This window comes from Candidatus Chloroploca sp. Khr17 (assembly GCF_004138165.1).
In the GTDB taxonomy this organism is placed as follows: domain Bacteria; phylum Chloroflexota; class Chloroflexia; order Chloroflexales; family Chloroflexaceae; genus Chloroploca.
In genome coordinates, this window is the sequence record NZ_RYFF01000004.1 from 175,847 (window position 1) to 202,607 (window position 26,761).

The 26,761-nt window shown below is 56.6% G+C and carries 24 protein-coding genes and 1 tRNA gene; 10 read left to right on the forward strand and 15 right to left on the reverse strand.

Annotated elements, in window-relative coordinates; translation table 11 throughout:
• On the forward strand, positions 1-1,929 hold the full coding sequence (locus EKD05_RS04190) for a hypothetical protein (protein ID WP_129671181.1): 1,929 nt from the start codon (positions 1-3) through the stop codon (positions 1,927-1,929).
• A 7-nt stretch (positions 1,930-1,936) separates the two neighbouring features.
• On the opposite strand, the gene EKD05_RS04195 is transcribed toward EKD05_RS04190, so the two are convergent.
• From EKD05_RS04195 to EKD05_RS04235, 9 genes are all read right to left on the reverse strand, one after another.
• Positions 1,937-2,497: an SH3 domain-containing protein gene (locus EKD05_RS04195; RefSeq protein ID WP_129671182.1), complete on the reverse strand. Its 561-nt coding sequence runs from the start codon at positions 2,495-2,497 to the stop codon at positions 1,937-1,939.
• A 12-nt stretch (positions 2,498-2,509) separates the two neighbouring features.
• Positions 2,510-3,400: a GNAT family N-acetyltransferase gene (locus EKD05_RS04200; RefSeq protein WP_129671183.1), complete on the reverse strand. Its 891-nt coding sequence runs from the start codon at positions 3,398-3,400 to the stop codon at positions 2,510-2,512.
• Positions 3,401-3,428: 28 nt separating this feature from the next.
• Complete coding sequence (locus EKD05_RS04205; RefSeq protein WP_129671184.1) at positions 3,429-4,028, reverse strand: hypothetical protein; 600 nt, start codon at positions 4,026-4,028, stop codon at positions 3,429-3,431.
• A gap of 98 nt (positions 4,029-4,126) precedes the next feature.
• Positions 4,127-5,494: a hypothetical protein gene (locus EKD05_RS04210; RefSeq protein WP_129671185.1), complete on the reverse strand. Its 1,368-nt coding sequence runs from the start codon at positions 5,492-5,494 to the stop codon at positions 4,127-4,129.
• A gap of 298 nt (positions 5,495-5,792) precedes the next feature.
• Positions 5,793-6,533 (reverse strand): bifunctional 2-polyprenyl-6-hydroxyphenol methylase/3-demethylubiquinol 3-O-methyltransferase UbiG, encoded by a 741-nt coding sequence (locus tag EKD05_RS04215; protein WP_129671186.1) that lies wholly within the window; start codon positions 6,531-6,533, stop codon positions 5,793-5,795.
• A gap of 20 nt (positions 6,534-6,553) precedes the next feature.
• Positions 6,554-7,411, reverse strand: a complete 858-nt coding sequence (locus EKD05_RS04220) for a hypothetical protein (RefSeq protein ID WP_129671187.1) — start codon at positions 7,409-7,411, stop codon at positions 6,554-6,556.
• A gap of 78 nt (positions 7,412-7,489) precedes the next feature.
• Entirely contained in the window at positions 7,490-8,422 is a 933-nt protein-coding gene (locus EKD05_RS04225) for a bifunctional 2-polyprenyl-6-hydroxyphenol methylase/3-demethylubiquinol 3-O-methyltransferase UbiG (protein ID WP_165360581.1), read from the reverse strand.
• 174 nt (positions 8,423-8,596) lie between these two features.
• Complete coding sequence (locus EKD05_RS04230; RefSeq protein ID WP_129671189.1) at positions 8,597-9,754, reverse strand: glycosyltransferase family 4 protein; 1,158 nt, start codon at positions 9,752-9,754, stop codon at positions 8,597-8,599.
• Complete coding sequence (locus tag EKD05_RS04235; protein WP_165360582.1) at positions 9,735-10,802, reverse strand: glycosyltransferase; 1,068 nt, start codon at positions 10,800-10,802, stop codon at positions 9,735-9,737. The genes EKD05_RS04230 and EKD05_RS04235 overlap by 20 nt, the downstream gene beginning before the upstream one ends.
• A gap of 53 nt (positions 10,803-10,855) precedes the next feature.
• Here EKD05_RS04235 and EKD05_RS04240 point away from each other — a divergent pair, with 53 nt between their 5' ends.
• Positions 10,856-11,797, forward strand: coding sequence for a glycosyltransferase family 2 protein (locus EKD05_RS04240; RefSeq protein ID WP_129671191.1), 942 nt, complete (start codon positions 10,856-10,858; stop codon positions 11,795-11,797).
• A gap of 141 nt (positions 11,798-11,938) precedes the next feature.
• Here the strand turns inward: EKD05_RS04240 and EKD05_RS04245 are convergent, their stop codons facing one another.
• From EKD05_RS04245 to EKD05_RS04255, 3 genes are all read right to left on the reverse strand, one after another.
• The gene (locus EKD05_RS04245) at positions 11,939-13,450 is read right to left on the reverse strand and encodes a helix-turn-helix domain-containing protein (RefSeq protein ID WP_129671192.1); all 1,512 of its coding nucleotides are present in this window, start codon (positions 13,448-13,450) and stop codon (positions 11,939-11,941) included.
• Positions 13,451-13,516: 66 nt separating this feature from the next.
• Positions 13,517-14,167 carry a polysaccharide deacetylase family protein gene (locus tag EKD05_RS04250; RefSeq protein ID WP_165360583.1) on the reverse strand — a complete coding sequence of 217 codons (651 nt, stop codon included), beginning with the start codon at positions 14,165-14,167 and terminating at the stop codon, positions 13,517-13,519.
• Positions 14,168-14,210: 43 nt separating this feature from the next.
• Positions 14,211-14,594, reverse strand: a complete 384-nt coding sequence (locus EKD05_RS04255) for a phage holin family protein (protein WP_129671194.1) — start codon at positions 14,592-14,594, stop codon at positions 14,211-14,213.
• Positions 14,595-14,722: 128 nt separating this feature from the next.
• Here EKD05_RS04255 and EKD05_RS04260 point away from each other — a divergent pair, with 128 nt between their 5' ends.
• Both EKD05_RS04260 and EKD05_RS04265 read left to right on the forward strand, forming a co-directional pair.
• Positions 14,723-15,841 carry a DNA alkylation repair protein gene (locus EKD05_RS04260; protein ID WP_129671195.1) on the forward strand — a complete coding sequence of 373 codons (1,119 nt, stop codon included), beginning with the start codon at positions 14,723-14,725 and terminating at the stop codon, positions 15,839-15,841.
• An 18-nt stretch (positions 15,842-15,859) separates the two neighbouring features.
• Positions 15,860-17,044: an MFS transporter gene (locus EKD05_RS04265; RefSeq protein ID WP_129671196.1), complete on the forward strand. Its 1,185-nt coding sequence runs from the start codon at positions 15,860-15,862 to the stop codon at positions 17,042-17,044.
• Positions 17,045-17,051: 7 nt separating this feature from the next.
• On the opposite strand, the gene EKD05_RS04270 is transcribed toward EKD05_RS04265, so the two are convergent.
• The 3 genes from EKD05_RS04270 to EKD05_RS04280 all read right to left on the reverse strand — a co-directional run bounded on the left by EKD05_RS04270 (position 17,052) and on the right by EKD05_RS04280 (position 20,681).
• Positions 17,052-17,127, reverse strand: a tRNA-Arg gene (locus tag EKD05_RS04270).
• Positions 17,128-17,155: 28 nt separating this feature from the next.
• Positions 17,156-18,088 carry a translation initiation factor eIF-2B gene (locus tag EKD05_RS04275; RefSeq protein WP_129671197.1) on the reverse strand — a complete coding sequence of 311 codons (933 nt, stop codon included), beginning with the start codon at positions 18,086-18,088 and terminating at the stop codon, positions 17,156-17,158.
• Positions 18,089-18,266: 178 nt separating this feature from the next.
• The gene (locus EKD05_RS04280) at positions 18,267-20,681 is read right to left on the reverse strand and encodes a response regulator (protein ID WP_129671198.1); all 2,415 of its coding nucleotides are present in this window, start codon (positions 20,679-20,681) and stop codon (positions 18,267-18,269) included.
• A gap of 120 nt (positions 20,682-20,801) precedes the next feature.
• Between EKD05_RS04280 and EKD05_RS04285 the strand changes: the two genes are divergently transcribed.
• From EKD05_RS04285 to EKD05_RS04310, 6 genes are all read left to right on the forward strand, one after another.
• A complete protein-coding gene (locus EKD05_RS04285) occupies positions 20,802-21,782 on the forward strand; it encodes a carbohydrate kinase family protein (protein WP_129671199.1) in 981 nt (326 codons plus the stop codon).
• 19 nt (positions 21,783-21,801) lie between these two features.
• Entirely contained in the window at positions 21,802-22,647 is an 846-nt protein-coding gene (locus tag EKD05_RS04290) for a BtpA/SgcQ family protein (protein ID WP_129671200.1), read from the forward strand.
• 98 nt (positions 22,648-22,745) lie between these two features.
• Complete coding sequence (locus EKD05_RS04295; protein WP_129671201.1) at positions 22,746-24,014, forward strand: Glu/Leu/Phe/Val dehydrogenase; 1,269 nt, start codon at positions 22,746-22,748, stop codon at positions 24,012-24,014.
• A 179-nt stretch (positions 24,015-24,193) separates the two neighbouring features.
• Complete coding sequence (locus EKD05_RS04300) at positions 24,194-25,363, forward strand: S1C family serine protease (RefSeq protein ID WP_129671202.1); 1,170 nt, start codon at positions 24,194-24,196, stop codon at positions 25,361-25,363.
• A gap of 189 nt (positions 25,364-25,552) precedes the next feature.
• Positions 25,553-26,233 carry an MSMEG_4193 family putative phosphomutase gene (locus tag EKD05_RS04305; protein WP_129671225.1) on the forward strand — a complete coding sequence of 227 codons (681 nt, stop codon included), beginning with the start codon at positions 25,553-25,555 and terminating at the stop codon, positions 26,231-26,233.
• On the forward strand, positions 26,226-26,759 hold the full coding sequence (locus EKD05_RS04310) for a DUF3090 family protein (protein WP_129671203.1): 534 nt from the start codon (positions 26,226-26,228) through the stop codon (positions 26,757-26,759). Before EKD05_RS04305 ends, EKD05_RS04310 begins: the two co-directional genes overlap by 8 nt.
• Positions 26,760-26,761 lie beyond the last annotated feature (2 nt).

Here is a 26,761-nt window from a genome sequence, read left to right on the forward strand (position 1 = left end):
ATGGAACTGACCTCGCAAGCGTATAACTGGTTGCTCATGCTTGCCAGCGCGGCCCTGCTTTTTGTTATCCCGGGACTGGCGCTGCTGCGGCTGTGGCGTGGCGCTGCCGCACTAACCATCCTAGAGCAGGCAGCCCTTGGGCTCGGGATCGGTCTGTCTCTCTATCCGGTACTCTTGCTCTGGGGTGATCTGCTCGGCCTGAAACCCGGCCCCCTGCTGGCATGGAGCGTACCCCTCCTTAGTTTGCCCCTGTTAGGCTGGACGTTTGTGCACCGAAACCCACCGATCAAGCGTGAAGCATGGCGAATCCGCGAGCCAGGGGGCAATGTCTGGCCCTTGGGGATGGTGCTCTTTGTTGGTTTTGCCTTGCTAGGTGTGCGTTTATCTACGATTACCGATCTCAGCGTTCCTCTCTGGGGCGATTCACTCCACCACACGATGATCACCCAGGTGATGGTCGAACAAGGGGGGCTTTTCAGTTCCTGGCAACCCTATGCCAACCTAGAGACAATGACCTATCACTTCGGCTTTCATAGTCAGATTGCGGCGATGATCTGGCTAACGGGGCTGGAGGCGCCCGAGGCGGTGCTGATCGGTGGTCAACTCGCCAATGCTGCCACTGTTTTTGCCCTTTACCCACTGGCGCTCCACCTGGGACGAAGCCGGTGGGCGGGGGTGATGGCCCTGCTCGTGGCAGGGTTGCTCGCACCGATGCCAATGTTCTATATCAACTGGGGGCGCTATACCCAACTGGCAGGTCAGATCATCTTGCCGGTCACAATCACTTGCTTGTGGTGCTACCTTGCTTCGCGTGAGCATGCCAAGGCGCTGCTCGGCCTCACGGTCCTGACGATGGGCGGGCTCTTCCTTACTCATTATCGCATCATCATTTTTGCCGTCTGTTTTATCCCGGCCTATCTGCTCGTCAGTGGCAGATGGTCTATGTGGCGCACCTTGGGCATCCGGTTGCTTCTGGTCGGAACAGGCGTTGGCGTGCTTGTGTCTCCCTGGCTCATGCGTATGCTCGAAAGCCTCTTATTTCCTCTGCTCTCGGCGATTGTCGCTGCCTCGGCTTCGGGTGGAACAAACGCGATCCGTGCCGAGACGATTAACAATGCGATCGGTCACCCCTTCAGCTATCTACCAGCGCTGATCTGGTATGGCATGCTGATCGCACTCTTCTGGGCACTCTGGCGACGTGAACGTGCCGTTCTAATCATTGCCATTTGGTGGCTCTGTGCGTTGCTAGTCGTCAACCCGCAACGCCTTGGTCTGCCAGGGGCCGGGACGATTACCAATTTTGCGCTCTTTATTGCCGCCTATATCCCTGCGGCGTTGCTTCTCGGGGCTGCGGCAGGATGGTTATTACACCGCATTCGCGCGCCTGTCGTGCTGGCTGGGGTATCACTGATCCTAGGGGGCTTGAGTGTGTGGGGCGTAAACCTGCGCGCCCACGATCTCGATACCGTCAATTTCGCCCTAGTCATGCCCGAAGATCTCGCAGCAACGGTCTGGATCGAAACACATACGCCCAAGGAGGCCCATTTTCTGGTCAATGGATATTTTCACAACGAGACAAGCCTGCTTGGTGGTGATGCCGGATGGTGGCTCCCCTTACTCGCTCACCGACAGACCACCCTCCCTCCGATGATCTATGTAGCTGAACAGGGCCCACATCCAAATTATGTGCAGTGGGTCAACGAGTTGTATGCCACGATCTACCATCTGGGCCTTGATCACCCCGAAACGTTGAAGTTGCTGCGTGAACGCGAGATTTCGCACGTTTACATCGGGCAACGCCAAGGTCTGGTAGGCAATCCTGATCCAACCCAGGTGCTCGATCCTGAGGTACTGGGTGCCAGCCCGCATTTTACGCCGCTCTACCACGAGGATCAGGTCTGGATCTTTGCGGTGCAACCAGATGATTGAACACGCTTCAGGGTGCTGGTGGTGAAAGCAAAAGGCTGCTGGCCCAGCCAACGGTTTCTACGGGGACACGCTCAGGGGCACAATCTGCTGCCGTGCTAAGTAGGCGGATCTGATACCAGCGCACGCCATCCGCGAGGTTCTGCTCTTGCAGAAAGAGGACTTCGTCACCAACACAGATCTGACCAAGCACCGTTTCAGGCACAACAAGCGGTTCCGAACGCAGATTACCCCCAGCGATCACCGTACCACGACCCAGGCTGTCGGCGGGTGCGGGTGCTGGCGAAGGCATTGTCAAAGCTTCAACCGTCGCCGTCGCGTTACGGGCTTCCTGAGTTGACCTGAGCACAATGAGCACTTCATTGGTCGCCACTGCAGCAGTGACCGTGGCAATCCTGGCCTCGATCTGGGCATCACGGAGGCGCAAACCCAGGAACGCACCGCCAAAAAGCAGGGCGATAACAACCCCGACCAGCAACAGGTTCGCCAGGGCACGCAGGATACCACCGCGCCGATGGACATGCGGGCTAAACAAGCGCTCCCAATCACGCGGATCTAATCGTGGTGGCACACTTTCCCCAGTTTAAGGATGTAGGTTTCGACGCAAGATCAACTGACGCTCACCAGTTGTGACAAAGCCAAACCACTGGTAGAGGCGCTGTGCTTGCATGTTATATGCCTGGGTGTTGAGTGTCAAGACATGTGCCCGTTGGGCGATAGTGAAGGCAACAACATCGGCGAGCAAGCGAACACCAATCGCTTTGCCGCGCCACGCGGGGTCAACGGCAATACGCACGAGATGGACGAGGCGTCCGCCAAAATGGGTGGTTGCATACGCATAGCCCACAATTGTCTCTTCATGCTCAGCAACCACAACATAGGGGCCTTGCTCAAGGGCGGTGCGCATAATCGTGGCATCTTTTGTCCACTGAGGTTCAAAACAGGCCCGATCAACCGTAAGCACCGCTGGCAGATCGAGAGGCAGGGCCGGGCGCAGCGTGATCGCAAGATTGCCCTGATCAGGAATTTGCAGTTGTCGTTTTTCATACACAACAACTTCAGTTTCTGGCTCAAACTGTTGTGCCTGCAACGCAGGCACCAGCCAGGCATCGGCCTGCTCATCACCGGCATAGAAGATCGTGTGCACACCCTGCCGACGGAGCGTCGCCTCAAACACTGGCAAGAGCGTAGCCAGCGCGAAGCGCACATCGAGGCCATCACCAAGGGCAACTGCATAAATCCAGCAGATGCCCTCGGCGGGCTGATTGGCCAGCGCGCTCGCAACGATCGTGGTGCCAACCTCAAGAACGGCACCCCATTGCTCGGCCGTCAAGTGCTCGAGGTCAGCACCAGTCATCGCGTAGTAGCGCCGCCCAGCCTCGCGCAACAGCCGCGTGACAGCAGTCAGATCGGTTGCCTGGACAGGGCGCGCCACCGCCTGATTCAAGTCGATACTTTTGCGAAATAGCCACATACCCTTACTGGATCAACGCAACAATCGCTTAGGGATAACCAGTATATACCTTGCCCAGATCGAGAGTCTGTCCGGCTTCCACCTCAAAGATAAGATCCTTCGACCGATCGTCGCCCTGGCGAACAAGGTACTGATTCAACGGACCCTGCACAACAATGGCATAGCGACCTGGGGGCACATCACCAAAGGCAAACCCACCCTCAACGTCCGGTGTAACCCAGGGGTCATTCTCGGGATCATGGCTAACTGCATCCATCGTCGCCGCGTCAGTCGCTATCACCGGCGAAAGGTAGAGCACAATGGCATCATAGACGATTTCATCAGTCTGTAGATTATAGAGCACCCCGTGGACAACGCCCGTCCCTTCTGATGGCACAGGAAGTGGTTCAGGCTGACGTCCTGGTGGGGGCGTATAGCCAGGGCCAGGATAAGCCGGATCGACCGTTGGCATAGGAGGCGCGATCGGGTAGGGGTATGGATAAGGATCCTCAGAAGGCTCAGGGGTAGCCACCTGAGTCGGTTCAGGGAGAGGAGTCTGGGTTTCGGTTGCCGGACCGCCACAGCCTACGAGCATGGTCAACAAGACCAGCGCGAGCGCAAAGGGCAGCCAGAAAGACGTACGTTGCATAAATTGTATACCTCATGCAAAGGGGTGTGGAGAGGCCGCCTTGCGGTTTCTCCACACCCCTGATAGAGCTATCGACCGGATCGTGGACGTATCCCGTCTTAGAAGTTGATGCCGTTGTAGGTCAGGAAGGCATCACCGGAATTCGCAGGAGCAAGCTGGTTGACGATACAAACCACATTGCTCGCGGGGCTGGTCGTCACCGTCGCACCACCAACGTAGCGCTCGGTGGGGATCTTGGCGTTCTGGAACCAGGTGACCGACTCACCAGCAGCCAGCGTCGCAGTATCGGCCTCGGGGGTCAGCGTGCTACCAGCAACCGCATTGGGCGTGAAGGTCATGGTTGCCGTGGTGCTCGCAGTACCGGCATTGCGGCACTGCACAGCGGTGAAGAAGCCACCATTGTTTGCCATCAGCAGCGGCAAGCTCACGCGGGTGGTCGCACCGGCTGCCGAAATACCCTCATAGGAGGTACCGAACTGGCTTGACAACTGGTTGAGGACGACCACAATGGGCTGGGCCGAGGTCACAACTGCCGAACCAATGTAGCGGTCAGTGCCGTTGACGATGATCGCCCGGCTGGCACCTGCACCAAGATTGAAGGTCTCATTCGTCAGGCTCGCCCCACCAGCAACCGTGTTGGCCCCATAGGTAACCGTCACATCAGCCGCAGCGGAACCAATATTCTGGATCGCGATACCACTGAAGAAGGTAGCATTGGCCTGTTGAACCAGGGGCAGCACAACCTCAGTCGAGCCTGCGGCGAAACCGCTGTAGGTCAACTGCGTACGGAAGCCACCCTTACCAACCTGGTTGACAACCACAGCGACGGGCTGGGCACTGGTAATCTGGGCCGAACCCACAAAAGTATCCCCAAGATCGGCGAGCGTTGCCTGATCGAAGACCAGCGACGCGCCAGGGGCAATGTCGCCCGAGTTCACCGTATGGGCCGTACCGGAACTACCAGGCGTGAAGACGACCTGCACCGGAGCAGCTGCGGTACCCGCGTTCTGCACCGCAAACCAGGTATCAAAGCCCGAGTTGCCACGCTGAATCAGCGGCAGGTTGACCGTGGTCGCGCCCTGAGTCAGGCCAGTTGCAGCCTCACTGTAGAACGGCTGACCAGCGACGCCGTTGTTGCCCAGGATGTTCAGGATCGCCGCCACAGGCTGGTCAGCTTCGATAACGGCCGAGCCGCTGAAACCCGTCGAGACACTCGGGATTGGGAAATAGGTCTTGCTCGCACCCGCCGCAATCGCCTCACCAAGAATGTTGGCAGCTGACGAGCCATCGGGGTTGATCAGGCGAATGTCAACCGTTGCCTGAGCGGTACCCAGGTTCTGCACCTGGAAACCAGTGCTCCAAGTAATGCCCTGCTGAGCACTTACCGACCGAACTGGTGCAAGCACCAGCGCCAGGGCCATTATCAGCCCGGTCACGAGAGCAATTGCTGTCACTTTGCGCAGCATACCGTTACGTATCCTTTCGTTACCTACACATCATGAACCATGATGCGAAACCTTATGACGCTCACTGTAGCACAGGCACCAACCACCTGGCGATACCTCTTTAGAAGAGTCAACCCTAATCCATCTGGTTCCATCGTCGCAGATTCATCGCTAATACCCAATAAAAAGAGGAGTAACCCGAAAGTATTAGTGGCTTTTAGCGCTTGCTAAAGCCATATTTTCGACCCCCGATCGACCAGACCTCACCGGTCTGACAGACCTGTGAGGTCTGGTGTAACGGATTATTTCTGGCAAACCATTATGCTGGTGTACAGACAAAGACCAGCAGATCGCCAAGATTGACTGGTACAATTGGCCCGATGAGGCTACGCACAAAGGTGTGTGGTCGCCGCAGCATCCATTGCCAATCAGCCCTCGTTTGGGGCAACGGGCGTTCGAGGACCACAACTCGTTGCGTGCGCAAGCCATGATCGGCTAACAAGCGTTGCCACGACCCGCGTGAGGCATAGCGCTGCAATGGCTGCCCATCATCAAAGACCTCACCGTGCCGCAAGACATACCAGATGTTGCCAAACAAGCCAAAGGCGTTGGGCAACAAAACCACGGCGGTGCCGCCGGGGCGCAGCACCCGCGCCATTTCACGCACACCCTCTTCGGGAGCAAAATAGTGCTCGAGGCTGCCAATGTTGGTGACCAGATCAAACGTATGATCGGCAAATGGAAGTTGCTGGGCATTCGACGCAGCCAGCGGGATCGTCGCCCCCCCGCGCTGGTCAAGCTGATGCAGGGCCGCCACGGAAAAGTCAACACCCATCCCCTGATAGCCCGCCCGCTGGGCAAAGCGCAGAAAATCGCCTGCCCCACACGACACATCGAGCAAACGTCCTGGCGGTGGCGACACTCGTCGCACCAGATCGAGAAACCAGAGATAGAGCGAGTCGCGTTGATGCAGGCCACCTTCACGATAGATCGTATCATACGCCGCTTGCTCGGCTACTTCCGTCGCCGTGTGACGAATTTCAATGGGATACCACGACATACACACCTCAAACTCAGGCTCTACCAGCGCGAAAAAACCAGCGCCCAGAAGAGCTCATTCAGCGTAATCCATACGCGCATCAGCAAGGCGATGATCAAGGCAACAGAGAGCGGCACAATCAGGGTCAACAAGACGACCATGCTGAGATCACGAAAACTAAACCCGATCGGGAGGAGAAAAGAGAGCGCCCCAACCAACCCGCTGGCAACCCAAATCTGAACCAGAACCGGCAACATTGACCACTCGATCAGATAGATCGAACGCACCAGGAAAAAGAGGATCAAGCCCCCGGTCAACCAGACAAGCATATGCAAACCCACGACCAGCAGCGTGGCTGGTAAACCAAGCAACTGGGTCAGCGGTTCGCGCTTCCAGCGCTTGAGAATCAGGTTCAACAGACGCACCAGCAGCGCAGGACGCACCGCCACCACAAGGCTGACCAGCGCCACCAGCGCCACCGGCAGCAAGGGGATGTTGCCATTTAGCAATGGCGTCAAGGGAAAGAGCATCACGACAAGCAGGCCACCCGAGGCGATCAAGAGAATCTGTTCCCAGAGCATCCCGAGCAGCGTCATCCGCCGCGCAACCCCAACCTGTTCGTAGAGCAGGACACGACTCGCGACAAACGGGGCAGGCGTAGGTAAGCGGCGGGCCATCCACGAGTAGAGAAAAAAACGCCCATGGTGACGCCACCCGACGCGCACATTGAGCGCCGACATTATAAAGCCCCAGGCAATGACCGCCACAGCCAACGAACCGGTGTAGGCCACACTGCTCAAAGCCAGATAGACCGCATCAAATTGCCAGTCATAGGTTACGAGGGAGCGCCAGTCACGCACAATCGTGATCAGGATGACTGCCAGAGCCGCGGCTAGCATCCCTCCTACGATGATTCGGCGTGACTGAGGCTTATCCCAGATGGTACGCCCACGTTGCCACAAGCTTGTTAGCATCATTTATACCGGTTGGGCGACGACCGTGATCACCGCGCCTTTGTGGAGTTTACGGTCAATCACCCAGAGTGGGGGCAAAAGCGCCGTGCGCACAAGAAGATTTTCCAGGGCACGCTGGGCAAGTGGCTGCAGGATTTCGTTGCGTAGGTGTTGACGCAACCAGAAGCGCCAACTCAACATCATCACCTGGTAGGTACTTCCCAGACAGATCAACTCGCGCACCTGAAAGCCAGCCTGATTGAGCATCTGCGTCAGCGTGCGTTCATCAGGGATAAACATATGACGTGGCTGATCGAGCCCGGCCCAGTAGCGACCACACAGACGAGCATCCCAGGCCGAAAGGTTAGGCACGCGGGCCACAAAGATGCCATCAGGGGGCAGGAGTTCGCGCACCCGTTGCAAGCTTGCCTGCGGCTGATGCAGATGCTCGAGTACATCCCACATCGTAATCACATCAAAGGTCTGACCTTCCAGGGCGACCTCCTCGAGCGTGCCCTGATGCACCATAAGCCCAAAGAGCTCACGGGCCTGCCGCGCCGCGTCGACACTCAATTCAACCCCAACCGTCTGCCAGGCAGCGCTGCCCGCACCAAGAAAGACGCCGGTGGCACAACCAACATCGAGGAGCCTGCGTTTGCCAGGGCGCGATGGCGCGTGACGTTCGACCAGGCGCCACCGTTTTTTCAAGCCATAGAGGTGCAGCATACCTCGCAGCAGGCTGGGGTTAGCCCAGGGCGGTGGAACAAAAGGATCATAGTCGGGAGGGTAGTAGAAGCTAATCTCGTTGGGAGCGGGACGCGGATTTTGATAGAGCAGGCCACATACGACACATTCGACCAGGGTAAAGCTGCCAGGCAACCCCAGCAACGCATCCGGCAAGGTATAGCGGTGACGAGCCTCAGTTGCACCACAGAGCAAGCATGCAGTCGTTTCCATCGTTGCCGGGTATCTCCTAATACCAATCGAATCGCTTAAAGGTACCGCTTTGTCATGCTGAGCACAGCGAAGCATCTCTGCCGTCGAGAAGCCTGAGACCCTGAGCGAAGCGAAGGGTGACAATGCGGCCTACTCAACGGTAAATGGTATAACGTGTTGAGCGGGGCGACCGGTTCATCCAACGCTTGCATTATACACGTTCATGATCGACTCATATGCGCGCTCGGCTGAAAAATGGCTGAGTGCGCGGGCACGAGCAGCCACAGACAGCGCGGCCCGTCTTGGCGGATCAGCCAGGAGGCTGCTGATGGCGTCGACGAGGGCAGGCGTATCCCGCGGTGCCACCAACAGGCCACATGGGCCAATCACTTCGGGGAGCGAGCCGGCCCGCGTGGCAACAAGCGGCGTCCCACAGGCCAGCGCTTCGAGGGCAGGCAACCCGAAGCCTTCGAGCAGTGAAGGCAAGACAACCAGATCCGCCAGCGCGTAGTAGGCCGGCATCACGGCATCGGGTACACTGCCAACTTCAAGCACCCGGTTCCAGGCTCCTCCAGCCGCCTCAATGACCTTCTGCCGATAGGCCGCGTCCCACTGACCAACAATGACGAGGCGCACATCATCGGCCAGGGCATTCAGTCCGGCGACGAGATACTCTAGCCCTTTGCGCGGGTTGGAAAAGCCCACATAAAGCAAAACCCGATACCCTTGGAGCCCGAGTTGCTGACGCAACGGCGCAACACGGGCAACTGGCTGGGGAGCAAAATAGTCGGTATCAACACTCTCAGGGGTAAGCGCAATCGCCCGCTCGGCTAGGCCATAGTGGGTCACAAATTCCTGCCGTGTCGCCTCGCTGAGTGAGACCAGCGCCTGGGCACGGTGAAGGGTTGGCCGTTCGAGCAGATGCATCGCCGTTGTATAGTACACCCGGCGAAACGCCCGATTCGCCGCCGACGAAGCATAGGGTTGACCATTATCGGCGGTAAGACGCTGGTGAAACGATTGCAGCAGACTCGCCACAAAAGGCCCCCGGTAGGCCCAGGCAAAATGCACATCAAGAAAATGGACAAGATCAAAGGGATGCCGGGCGTGTTGCTGCGCGACATGCCGGGCCGCGTGCCACCCATAGCCAATCCAGTCTGATCGACCAATCGGAACCCGCTCGACCACCATGCCCGCCGTCACCGTCCGCGGCAGCGTCCCAGGACGCCGTGCGGCCACCATCGTCACCTCGTGCCCACCAGCAACCAGTCGTTCAGCCAGCCGTTCAGCATAAACAGCCAGGCCCGACGACCGTACTGGAGCAACATCGAGGCTAATCAGACAGAGGCGCATGGACTTCCATCAGAATATCATTGAGCACAGCGCCAATGCGGGCAATGCTATAGCGCTCGATCAGGTGGGAATAGCCACCCCAGGCAATCTTCTCGCGTAACTCGCGATCATTGCGCAAGGTCAGAATCGCTTCAACCAGCGACTGCGGATTCGCAAGCTCACACATATAAACATGTTCGCCATGAACAAAGATCTCGGCATTGGCCGCATTATTGCCAACAATCGTTGGCCGGGCCATCCCTAAAAACTGATAGGTCTTGGTCGCAATGACATTCTGGGCTTTGCTATTATCAGAAAAGTGCCCACCCAGGCAAACTGACGCCTCGGCGATAGCCTCGGGCAGTTTGTGGTAGGGAACCCAGCCCATAAAGCCGATATTGGTGCATCCAAGTGTCTCAGCCAGCGCACGGATCTCGCCAAAGCGAAGCCCTTCACCCGCGATTTGAAAGACAATATCACGCTCGTTTTCGAGTAATTTTGCGGCCTGAACAATATATTCAATGCCCTGCAACGGCAGAAATGAGCCATAATAAAAGATCTTGAAAGGGTGCTCGGCTGGCGCAGGGCGGGGAAAGAAGATCTCTTCGTCATATCCAAGGTAGAGCACCCGGAATAATTCGGGGGGTAAATGGTACAACCGAGTAAAATAGGCACAGTGGGCCTGGGTATCGAGGACAACGACATCGGCCATGCGACAAACCAGACGATCCATCAAAAAGATCATGCGTCCGGCTAATGAATCAGGCTTGATCACACGACGATCAAGGCAAAGCGTATTAAAAGTCGAGAGATATGCATCAAAAACAACGGGCTTATGCGTACATAAACGCATCAGAAGGACAAGAAGGTAACCATAAAACCCCACAAAAACAACGTCGTGAGGTTTACGCTGCATTAATACCTTAAAAAAAAGACGCACGTGACGTATGATATAATTCTTGCCACTATCAGTAATTGCTATCACCTCAGCATGTTGCTGAAGTGCTTTCAAAATAATCTGATTACGGACATATTCTGGCTCACGTCCACATACAAACAGTACTCGCATACATCCTCCTGCGACGGCCATTATAGCTCAGTTGCAGGGTAAAGGCAACGCTCGTGGCCTCACCTGCCGCCCCTGGCCAACTTCTTCCGCTCTATGTGGTTGTACTCAACTGGAATTTACCTGCGGATACCATCGCTTGCCTACATTCACTCCAAGCTGCTGCGCTGCCCGAGGTACATCTTCTGGCGGTAGACAATGGCTCAACTGATGATTCCCTGCACCAGATCCGGCATCACTTTGCCGATCAGATCGAACTGGTGGCGTTGCCAGAAAACCGCGGGTTTGCCGGGGGGATGAATGCCGGCATTGAGGCGGCATTGCGAGCCGGGGCGGGTTCGATCCTATTGCTTAATAATGATACGGTTGTTGAACCTACCATGCTCTCGACGCTACTTGGGGCAGCGCAACAACGGCCACAAGCAGGCATTCTTGGGCCTGCGATCTACTACTATGATGCGCCCGAACGCCTCTGGCAGATCGGCGCACGCCAGCATCCCCACTTTCCCGTGCCCGTCAACCTGAACCTACGCACGATCCGTCGGACAGGAGAGCAACCCTTGTCTGCTGACTATGTGACCGGGTGCGCCATGCTTGTGCGTCGCGAGGTCTTTGAACAGGTGGGCTTGCTCGATCCTACCTATGTCATGTACTTCGAAGACGCCGATTTCTGTCAACGGGTGCGCAAGGCAGGCTATCAGATCTGGTGTGTTCCCGCTGCACGGATGTGGCATCGTGTCTCGCTCAGTGCCAACAAAGTCAAACCGGCCAGTCGGTATGCCTTTGCCTGGGGACGTGGGCGCTTTTACCGTCACTATCCCCATGGGCGCTCACCGACGTTGACCTTGACCTATCTCTTGTTGAGCACCGCTATGAAAGCCGGGGGCGATCTGCTTCGTGGCGACTGGCAGCCGGCCCTCTGGCTGTGGCGAGGGACACTCGATGGCTATCGGCTACGCCCATTGCGGGGGCCAGTGCTTGGGGCGACGCATGAGTAGTCTGATGATTTGACGCAAAGGCGCAAAGGGTTTTGAGAACACATCTGGACGCCAAGCGTGCGACGGATAGCGGTACCAGAGGGATAGAAGAAAACGTCGTTGACAGCCTACGATACTTTTGGCACAGCCCAAGGCCTCTGCTCACGGCACAAGCGACTCATTGGCGCGGCTCGGGACAAAGATCGTAAAGATGACCCGATATTCGCCGACAGCACCTGGGGGCGATGCATCGGCACCCGCGACAAAAAAGAGACTGGTATTGAAAAGCACCAGATCACTCGCCTGGAACGCAATCTCGGGCATCGTATAGGTCGACCAGGCATCTGCAACCGGATTATACTGCCAGGCGGCCTGGGCATCGTCATCAAAGACAAGCAAAGTATTGATCACCGCCGCAAGTCCGGGGTTGGCAATGGCAATAGGCATCGGCGCTTTGCCTTCCCACCGACCGCCATTGTCGGCCCCAGGATCAAGGCGAAGCGTGTCACGCAAAGGGCCGCTAGCACCTTCGCCACCTACCAAATAGATCTGACCTGCCAGGGTCGTTGCATTGGCATACTGGCGACCCGAAGGCAATGAGACACCCCGTGACCAGCTATCCTGCTCGGGATCATAGATGAACACGTCTTCAACGAGTTGCTGACCGTTCCATCCGCCAAGCAAGTAGATCCGACCTTCCCATACCGTCAGCGCATAGCGACTCCGTGGCTCAGGCAGGGAACTCAACACTTCCCATTGCTGCTCACGCGGGTTGTAGGCTTCAAGCACATTGCTGACTATTCCCCCGACGGTTTCACCACCGGGGACATAAATTTTACCCCGCAGCACAATAGCGTCTATTTCGCTTACTGCGGTGGGCTTATCAACCAGCGAAACCCAGAGGCCTGTCTGTGGATCATATCGGTCGAGCAAAGCGAGCGGCTGATCGTCCTGCATCCCACCGATGGCATAGATGCGACCATCCACATCATAGGCTGCCAGTGCCAGATCCTGGCGTGGGCGTGGCAATGGCGCATGCGTAATCCAGCGTTCGTGTGAACCCTGCTGCATTGTTCCGGCCGATCCAGGAATATCAGTGGCAACCACAGGTGCCGACGGTTCTGCGGTATCGCGACCCGACCAGAGCACAAAACCCACCAGGCCGAGTACAACCACCAGCACAAAGGCACCTATCAGCAAACCCTGATTCGTTGGGCGAGGGCTCGTACGTGGGCCAGACGCAACGCTGCTCGGCTTGATCGGTTCATCAATAGGCGTAACGTGGGGCCTGGTCACAGCAAGAACCGGGGCAACAGGGGCAAGATCTGGCTCTGACTCAAGACGAGGGGCCTCAACCGGGGACGCAAGGTCGCCCTCAACCGACGTAACCGTCGTGGCTGGCTCGGCCAAAATCTGTGGCTGAGGCACATCAAGCTCAAGCTGCAACTCTGGGGCATCACGATGCGTCGCCGAAACAAGCCCATTGCGAATCGCATAGACAGTCGCCTCGGTACGCGAGACGACCCCGATCTTGCCAAAAATATTGCGCAGATGGACTTTGACCGTATTGATGCTAATATTCAGCTGCAGGGCGATCTGCTGATTGGTTGCCCCGGTTGCGACAAGACGCAAAATTTCGCGCTCACGCTCGCTAATCTGGATGTCGTTGGTCATGGTGCCATTCTATGTGCTGAGTCTATCCTCGTGATCATAGCATGCGCAGACATCCTGGGCAAGTTGTCAGCGCTGGCGGTTCTGGCGCAGCGTGTCAATCGTCACGAATTCAAGCCCACGGAGGGTCAGCGCACTGAGGATCGCATCAGTCAGCGTCGCCACAGATGGCCCAGCGAGAGCTTCGTGCAAGACAATCAGCGCACCCGCGTCGGTCTGCGCCACGACCTGGCGAATACTCAGTGCTGCCGGTTGCATCCAGTGGACAGGCATAATGCTGCCGAGCACCGGCTGATAGCCCCACGTGCGAAAGGCCTCGATGAGGGAAGCACTGAAGTGTCCAAACGGAGGACGCACACTCGTGATCGTCGCAGGGTCACGCCCGCTATACTTCGCCAGCAGATCGCGCGTCTCATCAAGCATCCCGTGCAAGGCCACCTGGTTTTCGAGTAGAAACGAGCGATGACGGTAGCCGTGAACCATCAACTGATGTCCACCGGCAGCGGCGGCCTGAACCAACTCGGGATGCGCTTTGACCCGTTCACCAAGCCATGAAAAGGTTGCAACAACCCGATGGCGTTGCAGCACCTCGAGCAACGCCGGTGTATCATCAGGATGCGGCCCATCATCATAACTCAGCGCTATTTGCAGGCGCGACGGGTCACCCATCCACAAGATCTCGGGAAAATGACGATCAAGCAGCCGCGTCGCATCATTCAACGACGTGGCTGCATAGGTCTGAAACAGCTCGGCCCAACCTGGCCTAACGCCTCTTTTGCTCATTGGCGTCGGGGAGAAAGATAGAAAGAAAGAACGAGACAATGCTCACCACGATGGAACCAACCAGAGCCGCGAAGAAGCCATCAACACTGAATCCTGCCCCAAAGAAACTTGAGGCGATCCACGCCGAGAAGCTAAAACAGATGGCATTGATCACGAGCGTAAAGAGCCCCAACGTCAACATCACAAGTGGACAGGACAGGAGCGTCAACAATGGTCGAATAAAAGCATTGACCAGACCAAAGACCGCAGCCATGATCAGAACCGCAAACCAGCCATTCTGGTCAGTAATATTGATCCCGGGCACCGTCCAAGCCGCAACGACCAGCGATGCGGCCGTGATGAGCCAGCGCAACAAGAGTTGCATATGCGCCTCCTTATCTTGCCATGAACCACGCTGCCAACACATATCATACCGCAAAAGTGAGGATGGTGCGTATGAGTCGTGTAGGGTCAGTATAATAGAGCGCATAGGAAGGGAAGGAGCGACTTGGAATGACCGAGCGACAGCGTTTCAAAGACCATTTTGATGCACGGCTGGCCCACGATCTGGCGACACGCCTGAGCATTGTTGCGCCCTCGTTTCGGGCTGAAGCCTTCACCGCACAGGTCATACCACAGCTTGCGCCACTTGAATTAAAGGCCCGCGTAACGGTTTTTGCCCAGGCGCTACGCGATCATCTTCCCAGAGATTATCCTACGGCGCTATCGCTCTTGCTAGCGACCCTCGGGCCACCCCATCGCGAAGATCAGGGTATGTTCAATGATGGCTGGTATCTGATGCCAGTGGCGACCTTTGTTGAACTGTATGGCCTGGATCATCTTGAGGTTTCGCTCGATGCGATGCATGCGCTTACGCAGCGTCACACCGCTGAATTTGCCATTCGACCTTTTCTGGTGCGTTATCCTGATGCGGTGCTCGCAAGGCTGCATCAGTGGGCCACCGACGAGAGTTTCCATGTCCGTCGTCTCGTCAGCGAAGGAACCCGCCCTCGTCTACCGTGGGCCACCCGTCTCGATCAGTTTATCGTCGAGCCAGCACCTGTCTTCGGCTTGCTCGAACACCTCAAAGACGATCCGTCAGCCTACGTTCGTCGCTCGGTCGCCAATAATCTGAATGATCTCGCCAAGGATCACCCCGAACTCGTTGTTGCAACGCTCAGCCGCTGGCGCGAAGGTGCCGATGCACAACGCCTCGCGTTGATCCGCCACGCCCTGCGCACGCTCATCAAACAGGGGCATCCTCAGGCACTGCAGATCCTCGGGGCTGCCTCGCCCGAAGTAAAGCTCATCGCGTTGACCGTGACGCCTGCGACCGTGCCGATTGGAGGCATCCTGCATCTTGCCGTGCAGATCGAAAGCACAAGCCTACATCCCCAGCAACTGGTGCTTGATTATATCCTGCATCTGGTTGGCACACGTGGCGAACGACGGCGCAAAGTCTTCAAATGGGCCACGCGCCTCCTTGAACCGGGGGCGACCCTCACCCTGACCCGTAGGCACTCGTTTGCGCCAGTTTCGGTACGGCGCTATTATCCAGGAGCACATCAGATCGAGCTTCAAGTCAATGGCGCAATCATTGGAGACGTCACCTTCATGCTCGAGCAAGCATAAGGATGCAAAGCAAACCTCATGCCAAAACCCCTCCCTCACCTCGCTGCTTCATCAACCCAGGTAGATCTGCGTTGGGCGATGTTTGCGCTCTATGTCGCCGCAACGGTCGTCTTTTCAGACATGTACCTGACCCAGCCCATTCTCCCGTTGCTTGCCGAAGAATTTCAGGTCACGGCTTCGGCCGCCGGGCTCACGATTTCAGCGGTTGTCATCATGATTGCGCTTGGTTCGACAGCGTACGGGCCATTGAGCGATATGATCGGGCGCAAATCAGTGATGGTGGCAGCATGTGCCCTCTTGAGCCTCCCGACGATGCTGGGGGCCTTTGCGACCAGTTTCGAGCAGTTACTCTTCTTTCGCGCGCTGCAAGGGCTCTGCATTCCCGGCTTAACAGCGGTAGCCGTGGCTTACCTAGGCGATCTCGTCGGGCCAGCCGCTCTGGGCAAAGTTGTCGGCGGATGGGTCGCAGCCAATGTTGCCGGCGGGTTAGTGGGGCGCGTCGCAAGTGGCATCATTACCGATCTAGCCGGGTGGCGCGAGGTTTTCGTCATCTTTGCGCTGCTCACGATGGTCAGTGCCATCCTGCTGGCCTTTTTGTTACCCGAGGATCGCGTGAGAGAGTCGGGAGGATGGGGCCAGGCCTACCGAGCGATGTTTGCCCATATCCATGACCCACAACTCTTCAGTGCCTTTATGATCGGCGGCGCACTCTTCTTCGGCTTTATTGGCACCTTTACGTTTCTCCCCTTTTACCTGACTGGCGAACCCTTCCTCCTCTCAACGACCATGGTCGCCTTTGCCTATGTCAGCTATCTAGCTGGTGTTCTGGTGTCACCCATCGCGGGGAGCCTCTCGAACCGTATTTCGCGCCGCACCCTGATTACGCTGGGCCTGCTGATTGCAATGCTAGGCCTCAGTCTTACGCTGATCCCCGTCTTGCCATTGATTGCCATCAGCCTGTTTATTTTATGTACCGGTATGTTTACGGCGCAGGCGATCGCACCGGCACTCGTCAACACCCTGGCAAAACAAGCGAAAGGCGGGGCCGGGGCGCTCTACCTTGTCTTTTACTATATTGGGGGCACCCTGGGGGCAGTTGTGCCAGGGTTAGCCTGGCAAACCTTCGGCTGGATAGGGGTCGTGGCGACCTGTCTAACCGCCTTTGGGATCGCCTTGATCGCCAACTGGCGCATCAACATCTGAGCAAGCGTGGCAGGGCTGGTGCGATTCGAACGCACGACCATCCGCTTAGAAGGCGGGTGCTCTATCCCCTGAGCTACAGCCCCACATACCTGGATTATAATACCATGGGTCTTATAACCAGTATCTTCCTGGCATATCGCTCAACGCAGGATGCAAACGTGTCGCGGCCAACCATGCCTCAATGCCAACCGAAGGTTGAATGCCCTGTTCGGTCACAATGCCTGCCAGGGCATTAAGCGGGGTGCGGTCAAAATAGAGGTTTTCAACCTTGACCCCGGGTGCGGGATTTTCCCACACTTGCTCGCCAGGCCAGCGAGCCTGAGGTGGCGGATGGTAGCCCGGAGGCAAGAATTTTTCGCTGCCACAGAGCGCATAGACGGGTACGCCACTCGCAGTTGCGGCGAGGGTCAACGCATATGTGCCAACCTTATTTACAAGGCCCTGGGCATCAAGGAAGTCAGCCCCTACCAGCACAAGTTGCGCCTGGGCGGCAAACATGACCGCCAGCGCATCGATCACAAACGTCACAGGCAAGCCAATCGCGGCCAGTTCGGCCGCCAGGCTCCGCCCCTCACAGGCCGGACGGCCCTCAGCGCACACAACCTTGATACGGCGACCAGCGCGCTGGGCATGGCGCAGGGCGGCAGAAACCGTTGTGCTGCGTCCATTCGTCACAATCTGACCCTCTTCGGGAATCAAGCGCAAAGCGGTCTCAGCAATAGCCGCCTCGTGGACGTGCAAACGGCGCTTAAAATCATGCACAGTTTCGACAGCCCTGGCACGAGCCTGCCCAAGCTCATCGGTTGACGTCACAGCCCACAGAAGCGCATTAATAAGATTCACAAGAGGCGCCATCGTTGGATGGGCTTTGATCAATGTGCCTCCAACATTAAGAACCTTCTGTTCCAGGGCGGTGATCGTCGTTGACTGATCGCTGCGCATCAAACGATAGAGCACCTCGGCACTCTTGTCAGCAATCTCAACCGCTGCCGAGATGTTATCATCGACAATCGTCGCAACTGCCTGTGCAGTAAACTTATCCACAACACCTTCCCTGTGTGAGCAACAATCTGATCGGATACAGCACAAGAGGAGCTTCAGTTTGACGAAACCATGTGTATATGTACGATACCACAATTTTGTCGGTTGCACAGGAATAAAAAGCCAGCGGATTGTCTGACGGTTGACAACAAAAGAGGAAGGCTGAGCGTTGCGAAGGTTATTAGAAGGTGGAGCGAAGGTTCAGCGCCGAGGCTATAATCTGCTCAAGTTGTTCAATCGTAAACGGTTTCGCGAGGAACCGATAGAGTCCCTCTTTGAACTCGGCATACGTCAGCGGACTCACGGTATCACCGGTCACAAAAATGATCCGCTCAGCAATCTGTGGATCAAGCTGACGTAAAGCAGCAAGGAACTCAAAGCCGTTCATGACCGGCATTTTTACATCTGAGAGGATCAGATCAAACGTCTCGCGCTGGAAAACTTCGAGGGCTGCGGTGCCACTGGTGACTGGAATAGCAGCATGTCCCAGATCTTCGAGCATGCGCGTCAACAACTCAACCACAGGCTCTTCATCATCAACCACCAGAATCTTGAGCGAGGGCTTCAGCAATGCGGTCGGGCTAGCAGGAGGATCGGGGAGAGCGTTGGGTTCCACTACTTCCATCGTACGCACGGGAAGGGTAAGCTTGACCACCGTCCCAACACCCTCCTGGCTTTCGGCCCAAATATGCCCCTGGTGCTCCTGGATAATTCCAAAGCAGATCGACAAGCCCAACCCGGTTCCCTGACCAATCGTTTTTGTCGTAAAAAAAGGGTTGAAGATTTTTTGGAGATATGGTTGGGAAATACCAATGCCAGTATCTTCAACTTCAAGCTGGATCACTGCTTCACCATCGCTACGCATTTTCAACCTGGTACGCAAAGTCAGGGCACCCGGCTTGGCCTTTTCGAGCATCGCGTGGCGGGCATTGGTGATCAGATTGAGGAGCACCTGCTGCAACTGGTGTGGATCGGCGACAGTCTCGGGGAGGTTCGGATCAAGATCAAGGGACACAGAAATGGTATCAACCTTGAATTGATACTGTTGCAAAGCGAGGGCACTCTCCACAACAGTATTGAGCGCGACCATCGAGCGTTCAGGTTTGTGTTCACGGGCAAAAATCAGCAGATTGCGCACAATTTTGGCCGCACGTTCAGCCTGCGTACGAATATGCTCAAGATCCTGGCGTATTTGATGAGGTAAGGCGGGATCGCGCAACAAGAGTTGGCTGTATCCACTGACACTGGTGAGCGGATTATTCAACTCGTGAGCCACGCCGGCCACGAGTTGACCAATCGCCGAGAGTTTTTCCGACTGGATCAACTGTTGTTCAAGATGACGGCGCTCGGTGAGATTACGGGCAATGCAGTGCAACCCCTTGATCCCGTGCCCATTCATGATCACCTGGGTTGAAACTTCCAGGTAAATGGTCTCATTATTGCTTGCCACCAATTCAAGTTCAAAGGGCTGGCCGGGCTGGCCCTCAAGCCGAGCCTTGAGCGAGGGCCATGCCTGATGCCATGACTCTGGGGTCGCAAGCGAGTGTAAGGAACGTCCGAGCAAACCCTCGCAGGCCGTACCGATCAATTCTTCACCGACCTTATTGATACTCGTCAGGCATAGATCGCGATCAAGCAAAAAGATCATATCATACGCATTGGCAAAGAGATCGCGATAGCGCTGTTCAGAATGTTTCACCTCTTCATAGAGACGGGCATTCTCAATCGCAATGGCCGCATAATCAGCGAGCGTCGCCAGGAGATACTGATCATTCTCCGAAAACGTCCGCTCGGTCTGCCGGTTATCAACGGCAAGAACCCCAATCACCTGATCGCCCACCATCAACGGAACTTGCAGGATAGCGCGCACAAGAAACCCGGTTTTGACCTTGAGGGCAAAGCCTGAGCGGGCTTGATCAAGGCGGATCGGCTTACCCGTACGGACGACCTGACCAGCGAGAGTATCACCGACAGGCATACGTAAGCTTTGGGCCCGCTGATCGCCAAGGTTCTTGGCGGCGCGCAGGTAAAGTTCTTGATGTTCGGGATCATACAGGAGCAGGAAACCCTCTTCGGCCTGGGTAATATAGACGCCGGCTTCCACAATCCGTTCGAGCAACTGCTCAAGATCCATCAACCCAGTCACCGACTTGCCAATGCGATAGAGCACGGTCAGTTCCTGCACCCGTTGCTGTAGCGAAACGGTCAGGCGATCTTTATCACGGCGGAGGCGACGCTCACGCAGAGCCTGATCAATGGCTACCCGAGCTTCGGTATCAGAAAAGGGTTTGATTAGATAGTTGCGTGCCCCAAGGCGAAAGGCTTCGACCGCAATATTCTCTGAGCCGTGTGCGGTCATCAAGATGACCGGCACATCATAGCCCTCTTGCGCAATCAAACGCAACAGATCGAGCCCGCTGATATCAGGTAATTGCAGATCGAGCAGGATCAGATCCGGCAAGCGCATACGCAACTGCTGGAGACCTTGACGACCTGTGTGCGCCACAATCGAGCGGAAACCCAGTTCGGGCAAGACATATTTTGCCAGCAAGTCAGTAATCTGCTCGCTGTCATCAATAATCAGAATTTCTTCCATAAGGCGCTTGTGCTCAAACCCTGGGTCAAGACCCTCGCAAGTTGCCGATCTGAGGACTCAATTGTACACTACTGTCAGCGTCAGCAGCAAGATAAAACCTCATAAGAATGGCTGAGAGATATGATACCTGAAACAGCAGGAGCTACCGTCCTTGTGCTCGGTGATATCAACGCAGATCTTAGCTTTATTGTGCCATCATTTCCTAATGAGGGTGGTGATATTTCGGCTCAACGTCTGCGCTGGCACAGTGGAGGAACCGGTTTGAATAGCGCGATTGCGTTCAGTCGTCTTGGGGCACAGGTCGCCTTGCTTGGGCGGATAGGCGATGATCCGGCGGCTGAAGTCGTGCAAGCGACGGCACGTAAAGCTGGCCTCGATCTGCGCTGGGTGCAAACCGACAGCGAGGTTGCCACGGGCCTTTGTGGAGTGATTGTCTCGCCGGGAGGGCAGCGCACCTTTGTTAGTTTTCGCGGGGCTAATCTGCGTTATCATGGCGAGGCCTTGCCGACTCATCTGCTTGATACGTGCGACTTGCTCTTTCTTTGTGCCCATGCTCTGTTAGAAGGTTCACAGCAATGTGCGGCTCTGCAGCTGGCCCAACTAGCTTTTGAGCGCGCTCTTCCCGTGGCCCTCGATCTCTGCCTGCCCGCGATTCAGCAGGCTCGCGAGGTTGTCTTCGCGATGCTGCCCCAGCTCTGGTTATTGACGATGAACGAGGACGAACTACGGGCGCTCTTGCCCGGTATGAGTCTCCAGCAGGCCCTAGATCGCCTGTTGCAATGCGGCGTAGCGCACGTTGTGATCAAGCGTGGTGCCCAGGGATGCAGCATTGCCGATGGGCGGGTACGGCTCGATGTGTTGCCTCCGGTCGTCAAGGTTGTTGACACAAATGGGTGTGGTGATGCCTTTGCGGCAGCGTATGCCTGGGCCTGTCTGCGCGGGGCCGAGGTGCGCGAGTGTGCAACCCTGGCGAACACCATGGGTGCGCTGACGGCAACCCGTTCAGGGGCCGCTGATGCTATTCCAACCCGCGCGGAATTAGCCATGCGGCTCACCTACGGTCTGCACTATCTGCTGGCCCCGGTCGCATCGGGAAGCTAACGACAAAGGAAGATACGCTATGGCTCCACCCTGGAAAGAACGCCTTGACGCCCTGAGGATGACCCATCTGGGTGAAATGTTCACGACCCCGCGACCAGTCATTGGCATGGTTCACTGTTGGCCCCTGCCAGGTGCGCCTGGTTATCGTGGCTATGGGATGGCAACGATTATTGAACAGGCCGTGCGTGATGCGACCGCCCTGGCCGAAGGTGGCTGTCACGGGTTGATTGTGGAAAACATGTGGGATATTCCCTTTCGCGCTGGCCCCCATGTGCAACCCGAAAGCATTGCGGCCCATGCGGTGGTTGCGCGTGCCGTGCGTGAAGCGGTTCCCGAGTTGCCCCTCGGCATTAATCTGGTTCACAACGGTGGCGTTGCGTTGCTCGCGATTGCCATCGCGGCCGGGGCCGATTTCATCCGTGTCTGTATGTTTACCGGTGCGGGGGTCTGGGATGCTGGCTCGTGGGACGAAGGGTGTGCGGCGGATCTGTTGCGCCGACGCACCGAGCTCGAGGCCGAGTCGATCAAGATTTTTGCCGATGTGGATAAAAAACATTCGGTGCGTTTTCCAGGGATTGATCTGGCAACCCATATTGAATGGACACGCTTTTTTGGGGCCGATGCGCTGATTGTCTCAGGGCGCATGACGGGTGATGCCCCTGATCTCGCCAAGCTCCGTGAGGCACGCCACCTTGCAGGGACCACACCTATTTTGCTGGGTTCAGGCACTGACGAACATAATATTGGCGCCTTTATGGCGATCGCAGATGGGGTCATTGTTGGCAGCAGCATCAAAGGAGATGGGGCGATCGCCAATCCTGTTGATGTGGAACGTGTTCGTCGTTTTGTGAATGCCGCCCGCTGATCACGCCGCAGCAGCGTGGTACAATAAGGATATGGGACATCAAAGAAGATGCCACCAACTGGTGTCGAACCTACTCAGTGACGAGGAGCATGCAACCAATGGTGTTTGAAACGTTGCCAGACACGACCGAGAATTTGTTTACGATTGCCCAGCGTCAATTTGATCGTGCGGCCGATCTGCTTGACCTGCCCGCTGGCTTACGCGGCATTTTGCGGGTACCCCAGCGCGAACTAAGCGTCAACTTTCCGGTCAAACTCGATGATGGCACAACGCGTATGTTCACAGGGTATCGTGTCCAGCACAACCTGTCACGGGGGCCCACCAAGGGCGGCATACGCTATCATCCGTCGCTTACACTCGATGAAGTGCGTGCGCTGGCAATGTGGATGTCGTGGAAATGTGCGGTGACACATCTACCCTATGGCGGGGCCAAAGGCGGTGTGATCGTTGATCCCAAGCAGTTTTCGCAGCATGAAATCGAACGCCTGACCCGACGCTATGCCAGTGAGATCAGTTTGGTGATTGGCCCTGATCGTGATATTCCCGCCCCTGACGTCAACACGAACCCCCAGATTATGGCTTGGATTATGGATACGATCTCGATGCATCAGGGCTATACCGTCCCCGCAATTGTAACGGGCAAGCCGCTCACGATAGGTGGCTCAGAGGGCCGTCACGAAGCAACCGCCCGCGGTCTCGTCTATATCTTGATTGAGGCAGTCGCACACGCGGGGATCAATCTTGCCAACAGCAGGGTCGCTATCCAGGGTTTTGGCAACGCCGGGGCAAGCATCGCCCGTATGTTGCATGCCCTTGGTGCGACCATCGTCGCTGTGAGCGATAGCCAGGGCGGAGTCTATCATCCACGTGGCCTTGATCCTGCTGCCGTTGCCCTGCACAAAGAAGCGACTGGCAGTGTCGTCGGCTATCCCGAGGGCGACCAGATCAGCAATGCGACCCTGATCGAGCTTGATTGCGATATTCTCATTCCTGCGGCCCTAGCGCAGAGCATTGATGGTGCCCGGGCACCCTATGTGCGCGCCCGCATTGTTGCCGAGGCAGCCAATGGCCCGACCACGCCTGAAGCCGATGAGATCCTCTTCGACCAGGGGGTTATGGTTGTGCCTGATATTCTGGCCGGGGCTGGAGGAGTGACGGTAAGCTATTTTGAATGGGTGCAAGGGCTCCAGTCATTCTTCTGGTCTGAGCGTGAAGTGAATGCGCAACTCGAACGGATAATGCAGCGCTCGTTCCACCAGGTTGTAGAGATGGCCCAACAGCATCAGGTACATCTGCGGACCGCTGCCGGTGCGCTTGCGGTACGCCGTGTCGCCGATGCCGTTGCCACCCGAGGGATCTATCCATAGGCACCAAGCGTTACCTTTTCATCTGGGTGGCAGCAAAAAAGCCAGCGACGCTGGCTTTTTTGCTGCCACCCAGAACCTTTTTCTCATCATGTTCTTATGCAAAGTTAAATTGCTGCTCAGGCTGCTAGTGCATACTGAAATCAATCAAAACAGAAATCAAAGATAAAGGTAGGTGGCTTATGGAACAATCATACAGGACAAATCCGCTGCTGCTTCTGGTGATGCTCTTGCTTGGTCTCTTTATTGGCATTGGTGGTGGGGCGGTTGCTGGTGGTTTTACGGCCCTCATGGTCAATCGACAACAGGCTACCGCCAGCACAGTGCTGGCTCAGCCGGTACGCGCTGAACTCGCAACGACAGACCTCACTACGCAACCGACCGGCGAGGCCGAACGCATGATCCCGAACACGGCGATCAGTCCTGCGGTCGCTGCGGTGCAACAAGTAGGCCCTGCAGTCGTGACGGTGCTCAACCGTAGTACCACTGGTATGGGCAGTGGTAGTGGGGTGATTGTGAGTGAAGATGGTTACATCATCACCAACAACCACGTTATTCAAGGGGCCACACAGCTTGCCGTCGTCTTTGCTGATAGCAGCCGCCGCGAAGCTGAATTAATTGGTGCCGATGCGCTCAACGATATTGCGATTATTCGGGTCAACGGCGATATGCCGGCGGTGGCCAAAATTGGCGACGCAGCAGCTTTGCAACCCGGCGAGCAGGTGCTGGCGATCGGCAGTCCCCTTGGGAACTTCCGCAACACAGTCACGTCTGGTGTTGTCAGTGCCCTCAATCGTTCGGTTGGTTCGATGGAGGGTTTGATTCAGACGGATGCCGCAATCAACAGTGGCAACAGTGGGGGGCCGTTGATCAACCTCAATGGTGAAGTAGTTGGCATTAACACCCTTGTTGTCCGAAGTGACTTTGATTTGGGGTCAAGTGCGCCGGTCGAAGGCCTCGGATTTGCCGTGCCAAGTACGATTTTTCGTAGTGTGATGGATCAACTGATCGCGACGGGCGAAGTGCGTTATCCGTTTCTCGGCGTGCGTTATCTTCCCATTGATGGCAACGTGGCCGCCGAGTTTGAATTGCCTGTGCAAAATGGTGCCTTCATCCAGAGCGGGCTTCGTGGGCAAGCCGCAGTCGAGCCTGGCAGTGCCGCAGACCGTGCAGGCATCCGTGAAGGCGATATTATTACCGCCATTGACAGCACACGCATCGACTACAATACCTCGTTGCGCCAGTTACTGCTGCGCCACACGCCTGGTGAGACTGTCAAGGTTACGGTCTTACGCGATGGAGCCGAACTCACGCTTGACGTTGTGCTCGACGAACGACCTACTGTACGTTGACGTTCGGGCGGTCAACAACCGTACTGCGCATGGGCATGCGCTCCCTTGCGCAGTACGTGGAGGGCTGAGGCCCTCACAACTTTCTTGGGGGCAGCAAGCCCTGCCAAAAAACCAGAGGACGTTGCCCTCTGGTTTGTGGTATCATACATATGAAGAATCACCAAGACCAAGGAGCAGGATGTGACCTTGATGCTGCTGATCCGGCACGGCACGAATGATTGGGTGCATGGTCGGCTGGCGGGTTGGACACCCGGGGTGCATTTGAATGAAGAGGGCAAACGTCAGGCCGTTGCCCTGAGTGAGCGTCTCGGCGATCTGCCCATTGTCGCATGCTATACCAGCCCCCTTGAACGTTGCGTTGAGACCGCAACCGCCCTGGCTCAGCCGCGTGGCTTGCCCTTGCGCCTGGTTGAAGGGATTGGCGAAGTACGCTATGGCGAATGGCAAGGCGCCGAACTGAAAGAATTGTACAAACACGAGCTGTGGCCGGGCGTGCAGTTTTACCCGAGTGGTACCCGCTTTCCCAACGGCGAGTCAATTGGTGAGGCTCAGATGCGCATGGTGCAAGCCCTTGATGGGTTGCGTGCTCAGCATCCCAAAGAGATGATTATCGTTTGTTCCCATGCGGATTTGATTAAGCTTGCAGTTGCCTATTACGTTGGCATACATATTGATCTCTTTCAGCGCCTGATCATCAATCCCTGTTCGCTCAACGCCATTGCCTTTGAACCAATGGGGCCACGCCTGCTTGCGCTCAATGATACTGGTTCACTTGAACATCTACGGCCAAAACCTGTCCCGCCGCCTGAGCCATCGGTATCTGCTGATACCAGTGCCTCAGCCCCAGCTGGAGAGCAGGAGCATGTCTGAATTTACGTATGACCTGGACGCCGTACAGCGTATTACCGCAGGCGCAGTAGGCCCTCGCGGACAACGTGTCTTTTATGTGCAGGCCCGCCGTGGCGCACGCTTGATTACCCTCGCTGCCGAGAAGGAACAGGTGCGTGCCCTGGCCGAGGCCATTTCGCGTTTGCTTGATACGCTTGCCGAAAAAAATCCACGCCTCACGACATCGGACGATCTCTTTATTGCCGATATGAGCCTTGAAGAGCCGCTTGAACCAGAATTCCGGGTGGCGCAGATGGGCCTTGGCTATGACGCTGAACGCGATCTGGTGATATTGCTGGCGCAAGGGCTTGAAGACGATGACGAGAGCGAGCCCCCAACAGCGCGGTTATCGGCATCGCGCCCCCAGATGCGCGCCCTTGCGATCCACGCAGCGCAGGTGGTCGCCGCAGGACGCCCTATTTGTGGCAATTGTGGCCGCCCAATCGATCCCGTCGGGCATTTCTGCCCCCAACGTAACGGTCACGGCCCCGTCATGACCAAACAGTAGGC